Origin of the sequence: Methylobacterium sp. Leaf466 (assembly GCF_001425565.1) — a bacterium.
Taxonomy (GTDB): Bacteria; Pseudomonadota; Alphaproteobacteria; order Rhizobiales; family Beijerinckiaceae; genus Methylobacterium.
Genome location: NZ_LMRC01000006.1, coordinates 75,789 through 88,017, shown reverse-complemented (window position 1 = coordinate 88,017; position 12,229 = coordinate 75,789). Strand labels below are relative to the sequence as shown.

13 protein-coding genes and 1 pseudogene are annotated in these 12,229 nt (G+C 66.4%); 6 read left to right on the top strand and 8 right to left on the bottom strand.

Features of this window, described 5'->3' with window-relative positions:
• Positions 1 to 48 precede the first annotated feature (48 nt).
• From ASG59_RS20280 to ASG59_RS04820, 3 genes are all read right to left on the bottom strand, one after another.
• A complete protein-coding gene (locus ASG59_RS20280; RefSeq protein WP_200945929.1) occupies positions 49 to 198 on the bottom strand; it encodes a hypothetical protein in 150 nt (49 codons plus the stop codon).
• 292 nt (positions 199 to 490) lie between these two features.
• Positions 491 to 700, bottom strand: coding sequence for a hypothetical protein (locus ASG59_RS04825; protein WP_055887131.1), 210 nt, complete (start codon positions 698 to 700; stop codon positions 491 to 493).
• Between the two features lie 732 nt (positions 701 to 1,432).
• The gene (locus tag ASG59_RS04820; protein WP_056283466.1) at positions 1,433 to 2,338 is read right to left on the bottom strand and encodes an SDR family oxidoreductase; all 906 of its coding nucleotides are present in this window, start codon (positions 2,336 to 2,338) and stop codon (positions 1,433 to 1,435) included.
• Positions 2,339 to 2,745: 407 nt separating this feature from the next.
• On the opposite strand from ASG59_RS04820, the gene ASG59_RS04815 reads away from it, so the two are divergent.
• The 3 genes from ASG59_RS04815 to ASG59_RS04805 all read left to right on the top strand — a co-directional run bounded on the left by ASG59_RS04815 (position 2,746) and on the right by ASG59_RS04805 (position 6,494).
• Positions 2,746 to 3,708: a TIGR03885 family FMN-dependent LLM class oxidoreductase gene (locus ASG59_RS04815; protein WP_056407260.1), complete on the top strand. Its 963-nt coding sequence runs from the start codon at positions 2,746 to 2,748 to the stop codon at positions 3,706 to 3,708.
• A gap of 44 nt (positions 3,709 to 3,752) precedes the next feature.
• A complete protein-coding gene (locus tag ASG59_RS04810) occupies positions 3,753 to 5,558 on the top strand; it encodes a glycoside hydrolase family 15 protein (protein ID WP_056407258.1) in 1,806 nt (601 codons plus the stop codon).
• Between the two features lie 300 nt (positions 5,559 to 5,858).
• A complete protein-coding gene (locus ASG59_RS04805; RefSeq protein ID WP_055887119.1) occupies positions 5,859 to 6,494 on the top strand; it encodes an NAD(P)H-binding protein in 636 nt (211 codons plus the stop codon).
• Here the strand turns inward: ASG59_RS04805 and ASG59_RS04800 are convergent.
• The 3 genes from ASG59_RS04800 to ASG59_RS04790 all read right to left on the bottom strand — a co-directional run bounded on the left by ASG59_RS04800 (position 6,491) and on the right by ASG59_RS04790 (position 9,552).
• Positions 6,491 to 7,615: a metallophosphoesterase gene (locus tag ASG59_RS04800; protein ID WP_056407256.1), complete on the bottom strand. Its 1,125-nt coding sequence runs from the start codon at positions 7,613 to 7,615 to the stop codon at positions 6,491 to 6,493. The two genes, ASG59_RS04805 and ASG59_RS04800, sit on opposite strands and share 4 nt — an antisense overlap.
• Positions 7,616 to 7,914: 299 nt before the next feature.
• Entirely contained in the window at positions 7,915 to 8,631 is a 717-nt protein-coding gene (locus ASG59_RS04795; RefSeq protein WP_244475626.1) for a type 1 glutamine amidotransferase, read from the bottom strand.
• A gap of 363 nt (positions 8,632 to 8,994) precedes the next feature.
• Complete coding sequence (locus ASG59_RS04790) at positions 8,995 to 9,552, bottom strand: metallophosphoesterase (protein WP_055887109.1); 558 nt, start codon at positions 9,550 to 9,552, stop codon at positions 8,995 to 8,997.
• A gap of 226 nt (positions 9,553 to 9,778) precedes the next feature.
• On the opposite strand from ASG59_RS04790, the gene ASG59_RS04785 reads away from it, so the two are divergent.
• The 3 genes from ASG59_RS04785 (at position 9,779) to ASG59_RS21385 (ending at position 11,163) form a co-directional block, all read left to right on the top strand.
• On the top strand, positions 9,779 to 10,057 hold the full coding sequence (locus ASG59_RS04785; RefSeq protein WP_056283450.1) for a hypothetical protein: 279 nt from the start codon (positions 9,779 to 9,781) through the stop codon (positions 10,055 to 10,057).
• Between the two features lie 107 nt (positions 10,058 to 10,164).
• Positions 10,165 to 10,539, top strand: coding sequence for a hypothetical protein (locus ASG59_RS04780; protein WP_055887453.1), 375 nt, complete (start codon positions 10,165 to 10,167; stop codon positions 10,537 to 10,539).
• 492 nt (positions 10,540 to 11,031) lie between these two features.
• Positions 11,032 to 11,163: a hypothetical protein gene (locus ASG59_RS21385; protein ID WP_277996096.1), complete on the top strand. Its 132-nt coding sequence runs from the start codon at positions 11,032 to 11,034 to the stop codon at positions 11,161 to 11,163.
• 110 nt (positions 11,164 to 11,273) lie between these two features.
• On the opposite strand, the pseudogene ASG59_RS04770 reads toward ASG59_RS21385, so the two are convergent.
• Both ASG59_RS04770 and ASG59_RS04765 read right to left on the bottom strand, forming a co-directional pair.
• Positions 11,274 to 11,591 (bottom strand): annotated as a pseudogene (locus ASG59_RS04770) (DMT family transporter); the annotation flags it as partial.
• Positions 11,592 to 11,599: 8 nt separating this feature from the next.
• The gene (locus tag ASG59_RS04765; protein ID WP_082528620.1) at positions 11,600 to 12,049 is read right to left on the bottom strand and encodes a DMT family transporter; all 450 of its coding nucleotides are present in this window, start codon (positions 12,047 to 12,049) and stop codon (positions 11,600 to 11,602) included.
• Positions 12,050 to 12,229: the final 180 nt, after the last annotated feature.

Sequence of the window (12,229 nt, the reverse complement as noted above, 5' to 3'; positions counted from 1 at the left end):
CCCTTCCGGCCGTACCGGAGAGCAGTCTGCGAGAACGAGGTTAGGGGGTCAGAATTGGACGCCGATCCCCCACCTCACGGGGTCAAAGTTGCACGCCGAAACACACGCATAGCGCGGCTCTTCATAGGTCCCGCGGATGCCCACGACCGACAGCGCGGATTCAAGCAGAGTCACGAGGTAGTAGAAGAACTTGTCCATCGTCCACGCATCTTTTAGTCATGGGGGGTACACAAGGGGTCTGCGGTCGTTTCCAGTCTGGTCTCTGACGTGTGAAAAAGCCTCGAAGGATGACCCCTCCCTCAGATCACGCTAAGTTATTGATCTAAAACCGTAACCTTTGTCGAAGGTGGAGTCACGATCGGCGCCAATCGTGACCCCACCTTCGATGGAAATTCCCTAGCTTCCATAATGAATTACGTCTGTTTTGCTCAGGGTCATCCTTCGACGCCGATCTACACGGACGCGCCTTCGCGCGGTCCGGCGGGTTGCCTCAGCGGCCGATCTGCTTGGTCAGGGGCATGATCCCCTCGATGCCCAGGAGTCTCTGGTCGCGCTCTTGCGGACGGTATCCGCTCTCGACGGAAGCCGCGCACCTCAACGCGGCGCCGGCCATGTCCCAGTAGATCCTGACGGTCTTACGCAGGCTGGCTCCTTCCGCTTCGGGGACGGAAAGGTCGTGGTTCATTGTCGTGCTGGCCATCGGTAGGTCCCTTAATGGTGGTGGGTCCCGATGGGCGTCCTCCCTGGACAGACAGGAGATGGCCTCTGTGTGCACCGCAGCAAAGTGCGAAGCGACACAGACACGCAGCGTCATGCGTTCGATACGGGCCAGCCTTGCGCCTAGGAGCGAATGGTGCCCGGCGAGGGTCGAGGGCAGATCCGGAACAGACCCCTGAGCGTTACCCGGCCTCATTCCTCTGGTCGGACGGGAACGATGCATGCGCTGCTAGATGGCGCGGGCGATGAAAAACTGAGTCACTCGTCCGGCGCGAGGTGCTCGGCGTATTGGCCATTCCTTCGCGACAGACCTGACGTGTCACCTGCATCGCTATCCGTATCGCAGCCGACCCTTGGGTGCAGGTTCCGATCGGAGAACCCAACACCGGCACGAGCGTCGGGTCGACCGAGGCGAGCGAGCGCGGCAAGCTGGATTGGCAGGCGCCCGGCACCGCTATTCCGGCCCTTCGAAATTCGCCGTCCAGGACCCACCGGCCGGGAGGCCGGTTGCCGATGGGCGGGACTGGATCGTCGCCGGACCGGGAGCCGTCCGACAGCAACTGCTCAGGTTCCTTGTCCCGACGGCGGTCAGGTCGCTGCCGGGACGAAACGTGGTCAGCTCGAAGGGCCGCGTCGTCAGCGACTGCAACGCCCAGCAGGTCGACGACACAGCCGAGGGACAGTTGTCCTGTCCCGCTCGTCGCGAGACTCCGGCCTATGCCGTTCCATTTCCGCCCGTGGCCCCGTAGACCTCGCCGGTCACGAAGCTCGCCTCCTGGGACGCCAGGAAGACGTAGATCGGCGCGAGTTCGACGGGCTGGCCGGGCCGACCCAGCGGCACCTCCGATCCGAACTTCTCCACCGCCTCCTGCGGCTGGCCGCCGGACGGCTGCAGCGCGGTCCAAAACGGCCCCGGGGCGACGGCGTTGACGCGGATGCCCTTCGAGATCGCCTGCTTGGCCAGCGCCTTCGAGAACGCGACGATGCCGGCCTTCGTGGTCGCGTAGTCCAGGAGGATCTTCGGGGGGGTGTAGGCCACGACCGACGCCGTGTTGATGATGGAGGCCCCGGGCGGCAGCAGGGGCATCGCCGCCTTGGTGATCCAGAACATGGCGTAAAGGTTGGTCTTCAGCGTCAGGTCGAACTGCTCGTCCGTGATGTCGCCGATGTCCGACTGGTTCGTCTGCTTGCCGGCGTTGTTCACGAGGATGTCGAGGCCGCCCAGGCCGACGATGGCCTTGTGGACCAGGGTCTCGCAGAACGCCCTGTCGGTGATGTCGCCCGGCAGCAGGACCGCCTTACGTCCCTCGGCCTCGATCAGCTTGGCAACCTCATGCGCGTCGGGCATCTCGGCCTCCAGGAAGCTGAGGGCGACGTCCGCGCCCTCCCTGGCGAACGCGATGGCCGCGGCGCGACCGACACCGCTGTCGGCTCCGGTCACGAGGGCTTTGCGACCGGCGAGGCGACCATGCCCGACATAACTCGTCTCACCGTGGTCCGGCTTCGGATCCATCGCCTCCGCCAGACCGGGCGCCTCCTGCGGCTGACGCTTGAAGGGTGGCTGCGGGTACTGGGTGCGCGGGTCCTGCATCGCAACGCGATGGCTCTGTGCGTCTGTCATCGATGAATCCTGAAAAGGCGACCTGGTTTTTTGAAACGGTCGCGGCAGGCGCCTATGTCGGCATGCCCGGACAGGTTCGAAATCCGAGAAGGGCGAGGGCGGTTCCCCACCCGGTGCGTGGGCCATCGTCGCCCGGGTCACCGTCCGGAGCGGGGCCCCCCAGGATGACGCAGAGCGCCCGTTCACGCTTGCGCTTCGGCCGATACGACCATGCCAGGATACCATCGAACGCAGCTGCCGGCGTGACGAACGTCTTCGTGGATCGATGCCCGGGACATGCCGCGGCGGCACCGAGGGCGATGGCGGTCCGGGCACGCCCATGGTGGACGTGTCGAGTTGAAGCAGTCGCATTCCGGAACGTCGGGTTCCTGCGTCCGTTCGGTTTCCGTTTGTGCGGGACGATCGACTTGGCGCATTTCGGCTACCACGCATCCCATGAGCAATACGCTCCGTCCACGCTCCTCGCCCACGTGCAGTCGGCCGAGCGGGCGGGTTTCGCCTGCGCGATGTCGTCGGAGCATTTCAAGCCTTGGAGCAACGCCCAAGGGCACGCGGGTCATGCGTGGTCCTGGCTCGGGGCCGCACTGGCGACGACGCGTCTGCCCTTCGGCATCATCACTGCGCCGGGGTACCGTCACCACCCGGCCGTCCTCGCCCAATCCGCCGCGACCCTCTCAGAAATGTTCCCGGACCGCCTTTGGTTGGCCCTCGGCAGCGGACAGCGCCTGAACGAGGACATCACCGGGCTCGCTTGGCCGGAGAAGGCCGAGCGTACCGCGCGGTTGGCCGAATGCGCCTGCGTGATCCGGGCCCTGTTCGAGGGCGAGACCGTGACGCACCGGGGCCGCGTCACTGTCGTGGACGCGAAGCTGTATTCCCGTCCCAGTAAGGCGCCCCTGCTCCTCGGTGGTGCCGTCACCGCCGACACCGCTCGCAAGGTGGCGGCATGGGCCGACGGTCTCGTCACGGTCGGCATCGAACCCGACAAGCTTCGTCCGGTGGTCGAAGCCTTTCGCGAGGGTGGAGGTGCCGACAAGCCGGTGTTCCTCCAGACCAAGGTGGGCTGGGACACCGATCCGGATCGGGCGCTTGCCGAGGCTCATGGGCAGTGGGCCAGCAACATGCTGGAAGGCGACGCGAACTGGGACCTGCGCTCGCCCGAGGACTTCGAGACCGCGTCTCGCTTCGTGCGGCCGGAGGATGTCCATGGCTGCGTGCGGGTGTCCGATGACCTCGGGCGACAGGCGGCCTGGCTGGCCGAGCTCGCCGAGATCGGCTTCGAGGAGATCATCATCCACCAGGTCGGACGAAACCAGGACGCCTTCATCGAGGCCTTCGGGGCCCGCGTCCTGCCGCAGCTGCGCCTCTAGCCGACCGCACCGTCATCGTTATCGCCTGCCTGGAGCTGCCGCGCGTGTTGAAGCCTTTTCCCCGCACCGGCGGGTCTGTTGAACGCGAAGATGGATATCTGCCCCTCGAAGCCTACGCCGCCCTCGGTGAGGGCCGTTCCGTCGCCCTTTCCGGCGCGGACGGCTCCATCGACTGGTGGTGCTGCCCGAACCTCGACTCCCCGCCGCTGTTCGACCGCCTGCTGTCACCGCACGAAGGCGGTTACTTCTCGGTGACACCGGTCGACCCCTTCACGTCCGAGATCGGGTACCGTGACGGTAGCAACGTCCATGAGACCGTCTTCACCACGGCGACGGGCAAGGCGAGGCTGACCGAGAGCCTGAACAGCGGCCCGGCCGGCCGGCTGCCCTGGGCGGAGCTGGCCCGGCGGATCGAGGGGCTGGAAGGGCACGTCCGCTTGCGTGTCGAACTCGTCTTCGGCACGCGCGGGGATACCGCCGGTCCATTCCTCTCCACGAACGCGAGCGGCCGCGCCTTCCATGTCGCCAGCCTGATGGGGCTGTTCAGGCATAGCGAAGGTGTCCTCATCGATGCCGAGGACGACCATGCGATCATGGCGCATGTCGATGTCTCCGCCGGCAAGAGCGAGCTCGTCGCGATCGTCGCCGGCGAGCACGAGCCGTTGGTCGTCGTACCGGTGGCGGACATCGACCGCCGCATCGAGGTCTCCTGCGACGCCTGGCGGAATTGGACCGAGCGACTGGGATACGAGGGGAGGTACCGCGAGCAGGTCGAGCGGAGCGGGCTGGCCTTGAAGCTCCTGCTGTTCTCCCCCACCGGCGCCATTGCTGCCGCGGCCACGACCTCATTGCCGGAGGGCATCGGCGGAAAGAAGAACTACGACTATCGCTACGCCTGGATCCGCGATGCCGGCTACGTCATCAAGGCGTTCCTCCGGCTCGGCGCCCACGCGGAGGCCAGCGCCGCTCTGACGTGGCTCGTCGGCCGCCTCGAGGACCATGGCGCGCAGGTCCTCTACACCCTGAACGGCAAGACCGTGTCCGAGGAGGAGGAGCTCGACCTTCCAGGTTACCGCAACTCGCGACCCGTCCGGAGAGGCAACGCCGCCACCGGGCAGCACCAGCATGGCATCTACGGCGACATCTTCGAGACTGCGGAACGGTTCGTGGTCGGCGGCGGCATGCTCGACCTTCGGTCGGGTGCCCTGCTGGCTCGCCTCGCCGACGAATGCGCCGAGACGTGGAAGCTCAAGGATGCCGGGATCTGGGAGCTTCCCGAGCAGCAGCACTACACCGGATCGAAGATCAGCTGCTGGCAGGCGCTGGCCCGCGCCGTCGAGATGGCCGAGGACGGCCATCTGCCCGGGACGTGCAAGGATCGCTGGGCCCGCGCCCGCGACCGCGTCGCCGCATGGATCGACGAGCATTGCTGGTCGGAGGAGAAGCGGGCCTACGTGATGTACCCGGGCAGCGACAAGCTCGATGCGTCGCTGGCCCTGGCCGTCCGCTTCCGGTTCGGCAACCCGGATCGACTTCGGGCGACCTGCGAGGCGATCGACCGCGAACTCGGTGCTGGCCCCTATCACTACCGCTATACCGGGGTCGACGCCGAGGAGGGCTGCTTCCTCGCCTGTACCTTCTGGCTCGTCGAGGCGATGGCCTTGCTTGGCCGGAAGGACGAGGCCGCGGTCAAGTTCGAGGCGGTGATCGAGGCCCTCGACCGCAACTCGGGCACCTATTCCGAGATGGCTGATCCCGAGACGGGTGCCTTCCTCGGCAACCTTCCGCAGTGCCTGACACACCTCGCCCTCATCCAGGCGGCCGCTACGCTGTCGGGCTTTGAACTCTGACGGAGATCCGGAAGGGGCTGGCAGGCTGGGTGTCGGCGGAGTGTCGCGGTCTCCTATGGCCTCAACGGACGATCCTTAACCTCTCCACCGCCCGGCGACACGCGAGCGTCGAGCCGTCCCAAGTGCGCGAAGACCTGTTCGGAAGCGCCAGTCGTCGCCTGATCGACTGTTCAAACCGGCAAACCTCGTTGCTTGCAGCGTGAATGCAGGCATCGCGGATGTCGGCGCTTGGTCAAGTGACCGCATGGCGCGACCTCCCCACGTCGGGTCTAGTCGTATTTCACATCTCGCAGGAAGCACATGGCCCACGTCCTCGTCATTGGTGCCAGCAAGGGCATCGGCCTTGAGACCGTGAAGGCGGCCCTGGCGGCTGGGCATCGCGTCCGAGCCTTCGCACGGTCCGCCGCAGGAATAGCCCTTGCGGGGGCGGGCTTGGAACGATTCTCCGGGGACGCCTTGAATGCCGGGGATGTGGCGTCGGCCCTCGTCGGGGTCGACGTCGTCGTCCAGGCGCTCGGGGTGCCGGTCAAGGACCTGCTTGGTCCCGTGACCCTGTTCTCGGACGCTACCAACGTGCTGGTGCCGGCGATGGAGACGGCAGGCGTGCGACGGGTCATCACCGTCACGGGCTTCGGCACCGGCGACAGCCGCGAGGCGATCGGCTTCCTGCAGCGCGTGCCCTTCCGCCTCGTTTTCGGACGGGCCTACGACGACAAGGACGCGCAGGAGATGCGCATTCGCAGAAGCGCTTTGGACTGGACGTTCGTCAGGCCCGGCGTCCTGACGCCCGGATCTGCGACCGGTCGCTACAAGGTCCTTTCCGATCCGTCGTCGTGGCGCAACGGCCTGATCTCCCGGGCCGACGTGGCGCACTTCATCGTCGGTCAGATCGACCGCCCGTCCTACGAGCGCAAGGCCGTCGTACTGGTCGGTTAACGTCGGGGCCTGGACCGGAGCGTCATGCGCGTCAGTTCGGACGGGCGCCCCAGCCTGAGGGCGAAGCCTAGCCACAACGCCGTGCCGTTGTTGACGTAGAGCGTCATGCCGCCGACCGCGTAGGCGCCCGACACGAAGCCGCCGTTGGCGCGCGCGACCAGCCGGTCGAGGCCCAAGATCATCCCACCGTGCGTATGCCCCGAAAGCTGCAGGGCCACACCCTTCGCGGCTGCCTGTCTCGCGTCCCGTGGCTGATGGTCGAGGAGGACGATGGGCGCGCCCGACGGCGCACCGGCCAGCGCCGCGTCGAGGTCGTGCGCCGGCTGGCCGGAATGCGGGGCGGACAGGTCGGTCACGCCCGCCAGCACCATGGCATCGGTCCCGCGCCTCAGGACCGTATGCCGGTTCTCGAGCACGCTCAGACCCAGGTCGGCATAGTGGCGCATCCACGCCGCGTACGCGAAGAAATACTCGTGGTTGCCGGGGATCGCCCAGACCCCATCGGGGGCGCGCAGATCGCGCAGCGGTTCGACATCGGCGCGACGGGCGTCGAGGGACCCGTCGATCAGGTCGCCGGTGACCACGATGAGGTCGACGCCGAGTTCGTTGGATCGTGTCACGACCTCCCGCGCCCACCCCGCCGGGAACAACCTACTGAGATGCAGGTCGGTCAATTGGAGAAGGGTATAGCCATCGAAGCTGGCCGGAAGGTCGTCGATCTCGACGGTGATGTCTTTGAGGGGCGGCACTCGCACGGCCTGGTGTACCGCCACCGCCGACAGGAGCATGGCCAGGGCCGCCTCGGCGTAGCGCAACCCGGTCGGGATCGCCCATCCGCCGCCGGGCAGGAGCCTGGTGGCCAATGCCACGACGTCGAGCGCCACCTGCATCGCCGCCACGAGGACGATGGCGCCGAAGGCCCAGTTGAACAGCACGATCAGCGCGCGTGGGAACTCGGGTGCGAAGACCGAGCCAGACGAAAGGCGGCTCCACAGGTGATACTGAGACGCGATCAACAGGAGGATCGCGACAGCCGCCTTCACAGCCAACGGCCACGGCAGGGGCCAGAGCACTCTAATGATGACGTACAGGCAGGGCAGTCCGAAAATCAGGTGGAACATGGTCTCCTTGCGGCTTTGCGGGATGTCGCTCGACGCCGATTCAGGATGCCGGCGGGTGCGTCCACCCGGAACATGGCCATGAACCATGGGTCCATGAAGAAGGAGGGTGGCTGCTGTTACGACCGCATGGCCGACAACATGAGCGAGCGTGGCTGAAGCGCTGCCCGCGTCCCCTGGAAAAGACCGGGCGACCTCCACGGCCCGCCGGCCTTACTCCCTATCCGTCCTGCGGTCGCTGTCGATGATGCTTTCGTGGGTCGCGCTATGCGACGGTCGGGCATTGGTTCGACCCATCGGCGTCACCGCCTGCCGTTCCGCGTGGGGATGGCCAGCGCCTCGATGAAGTTCGCGATCTCGGTCCGCCGCTTGGCGTCGTCCGTGACCTGATCGTCCAGCCCGAGCCGCCACGCCAGGTCGCGCCGGTCGGGCTCGCGGTGGAGGGCCTCGACCAGATCGGCCTGGTCCTCGACCTCTCGCCGGGTCCGTGCCAGGCCGCTCTCCACCAAGTCGTCGGCCTGTCGGCGCAAGGCCCCGGTGACCTCGTCGAGCCCGATCTCGGGATGGTACTGCACGCCCCAGAACAAACCCCCGTCGTGCCGGATCTCCGCGGCCTGGACCATTGTGGACCGGTTCAGTGCCAGGAGGGTCGCGCCGTGCGGCAGGGTCTCGACCTCGTCCGTATGGATGCTGGGCGCATCGTAGGCAGCGGGCCGACCCCTCAGCAACGGATGCGACCGCCCGGCCTCGGTGGGGACGATCCGCCGCGCGAAGCCCGCCTCGGGACCGTTGCGGTTCTGCCTGACGGTGCCGCCCGCGGCGACGGTTGCCATCTGCAGTCCGGCGCAGGACCCGAAGGACGGCGTCCCGGAAGCGAACAGGGCTCCCATGAAGGCGAGCGAGCGCCGGACCTCCGGCGTCTCCTCGTTGAGTGACAAGGGCGACCCGGACAGGAAGACCGCGTCGTATCCGGCCAGGCTCTCGCCGTCCGGAAGGGTGCAATCCGCGTCCGCGGGCATGATGCGGTGGCAAACGGCGCCGGGCGCGATTTGGCCCAGGATAGCGACGTAGGTCTCGCCGGATGAGCGTCCGACGCTGTCGCGGCGCTTCCCACGGGCTTCCCGAGGCTCGCTCTCCGCGACGAGGAAACGAAAGACTGATGTCGGTGCCTGCAAGGCCGTGGCGCTCCGGGGAACCGTTCCCCGGGGACCCGAACCGCTGAATGGAGCCCACGTTCCGGGCCGGGCGGTCCTGCCGCAGGGCGAAGGCGATCTGTTCGTTCGTAAAGCGTTCGCGAGGCATGGCATCCACCCTTCTTCAGGGTTCAGGATGCCCGAAAACCGTGCGCTCGGCTTGGACCGGTTTGGTGGGTCAGGGTCACCTCAGCGGAGGCCCCGTATCGCCATCTCCTCCGGCGGATTCTCGGCCGCCTCCTGGCGTGCGAGAAGGCGCCCGAGAGCGACGGGTCGATAGTCGCAGGCGTCAGCGCCGACATCACACGACCGGCTGGTGTCCGGCAGGCAAGCATGCGTGTGGCCATAGAGGTGGCGGGTTTCCCGCCAGAACCCCGGCCAGGACCGGTGCGGATAATGTGAGAGGAAGAGCCGCCATGGCCGGCCCTCGGCGTCCTGTACGGTGATGCGAGCGCTCTCGACGGGCGGATCGGCCCACGGAAGGTCGAGCACGCGGTTCGTATCGTGGTTGCCGCGCACGAGGCGCTTGATGCCGTTGAGGCGGGCGAACACGGTGGCACAATGCTCACGGCTGGCGCCGGCGGCGAAGTCACCGAGGTGCCAGACCTCGTCAGATGCTCCGACGACCGCGTTCCAGCGATCGATCAGCGCCTCGTCATGACCCTCGACGGAGCCGAAAGCATTCCGGCGCCGGTGCACGAGAGGCGCATCGCCAAAGTGCGTGTCGGCCGTGAAGAAGGTTGCCATGCGGCCTACGGGGAAGAGGAGTTCACTGCGAGCAGAAGACGGCAATGCCGTCGCCCACGGAGATGGCGCAGCCCTGGGGGCAGGCAAGTCGGCGCGATGTCGCCCGCCTCGCAGGGTCGGCCCCGGGCATCGAGAAGCCCGCCAGCGGCAGGCTCATCGACCCGGCGCCATAGGCCCGAGGATGAGGGACCACCATATGCCATCGCACCGAGGTCGGAGTGCCGCCGTGATCGAGACCGTCAACCAAGCCATGAACGTGCTTGACGCCTATTGGGCCAAGCACGGAGCACCCGATCACCGTGTCATCGCTCAGATCCGCACCAAGCTCGAGGAGCACTCCTCGATGTGCGGCGACGATTCGACCTCGTTGCTCGACGAAGCCATGGGCGACCTCGGCTACGTCATCGCATGGCAGGGCGAAGGGATCCATTCGCTCGCCCGGCAAGGCGGCGACCTGCAAGCCGAAGTCGCCGGAAACGAGATCGACCTACCAAAGGCGTCTTGAAGCGCGTCGCGGCCGCGGTGGTGTCGATGGCGAAAGCGCACCCCGAACAGGAACGATCCCCTCACCCCCAGCTTCTCTCGACGTTGGACAGTCGCAAGGAGAGCACGATGGACGATGATCGGGTCTGGTCGTTCGAGAAGAGCCTGTGGACGGGTGGCGCCGATCATTATCGCGAGTTGGTAGACGATGAATGCCTGATGGCATTGCCGCAACCGCCCTACGTTTTCACCGGCAGGCAAGCAATCGAGGCCGTTGCGAACACACCGCGGTGGGCCGACGTGGAAATCGACAATGGACAGATAGCCAGGCCGCAAGAGGGATTGATCGTCATCGCCTACACCGTCAAGGCGACGAAAGACGGTGAAACCTACGAAGCGCACTGCACCTCGACCTATCGCCGACTCGCACATGAAGAGTGGCGGGTTGTGCAGCATCAACAAACCCCACGTCTCGTCGCTTCCGCCGCAAACAAAGACGTGTAAGGCACGGTCCGCTCCCGGTGTCACATTCCTTCGCACCACACCGGTTCTTGCCGAGCCGGTCGTCGGTCGTGCCGCGGTGATCGACGGAGACACGCTCGACGTCCGCGGCGTGCGGATCCGGCTGCACGGCGTCGACGGGCCCGAGAGCGGGCAGCGCTGAAAGGACGTGGCTGGCAAGGATTGCCGGTGCGGCGAGGCAGCGTCCTTGGCGCTCGCCGAACGGATCGGCGAGCGGTCTCTCGCTTGCGATCCGCGCGATACAGACCGCTACGGCCGGGCCTTGGCCGTGTCCGGGATCGAGGGCGGGGATCCGAACGCCTGGACGGCCCGCGGAGGCCACGCTGTCGCGTACCGACGCCGTGGCGAAGACGACGTGAATGCCAGGCTGATGGCCAAGGCGCTACGGACCGGGATATGGGCTGGCCCATTCCGGGAGCCATCCGAGTGGCGCCGGTCCAACGTGCCGGGGGCGAGGACAGGCGGACAGAGATCGTGACGCCCCCGACCGGTAAGAGCGGCTGCACGATCGAGAGCAACATCTCGGCCGGCGGCCAGCGGATCTACCATCTGCCCGGATCGCGCGATGATGCCCGCACGTGCGTCAACGACCGGGCGGGCGAGTAGATGTTCTGCGCCGGGGTGGCGTGCGATGCGTATCGGTCCTGAGGCCAGCTCTGATCCCGCATCGTTCTGCGCGATGCAGACGACACACGTCGATTCAAGTCCAGAATCGACTAAAAGAGCGCAACGAGCGCGACGCCAGCAATCATCAGAAGGCCACCAAGGATCCGCCATAGGCTGGCAGGGTGCTCATCGAAGCCGACCCATCCAAAATGATCCAGCAAGATCGAGGTGATCACGCCAGCGGTCACGAGCATTCCAAGGAACGGCGCGGCCCCGATCTGCCGGGCAACGACGAACTGGGCCAGGATGATGCCTCCGCCGAGGAAACCTCCGAACCACGCCCACCAGGGCATCGCCACGACCTGGGCCGCCGTTGGCCACGCGAGTTTGCCGAAGATCAATCCCACGGCAAGGATGCAGGTAGCGGTNCAGTTCTTCACGCTGATGCGCTGGCGCAAGATGTTCCGAACCACGCCCACCAGGGCATCGCCACGACCTGGGCCGCCGTTGGCCACGCGAGTTTGCCGAAGATCAATCCCACGGCAAGGATGCAGGTAGCGGTACCAGCCACAACAACCAGCCCGGCCGTCAGCGACTCGTCCAACCCCTTGAACAGCGCTCCGTTCTGTCCGGCTTGAACGGCATTGGCCACGCCAGCGAGCAGCACGAAGCCGTGGAAACCTCCGAACCACGCCCACCAGGGCATCGCCACGACCTGGGCCGCCGTTGGCCACGCGAGTTTGCCGAAGATCAATCCCACGGCAAGGATGCAGGTAGCGGTACCAGCCACAACAACCAGCCCGGCCGTCAGCGACTCGTCCAACCCCTTGAACAGCGCTCCGTTCTGTCCGGCTTGAACGGCATTGGCCACGCCAGCGAGCAGCACGAAGCCGTNCCAGCCACAACAACCAGCCCGGCCGTCAGCGACTCGTCCAACCCCTTGAACAGCGCTCCGTTCTGTCCGGCTTGAACGGCATTGGCCACGCCAGCGAGCAGCACGAAGCCGTAGAGATACCACATGGTTCAGATCTCAATCGGTGAGATCACACGACATAGGGCGTGTGGG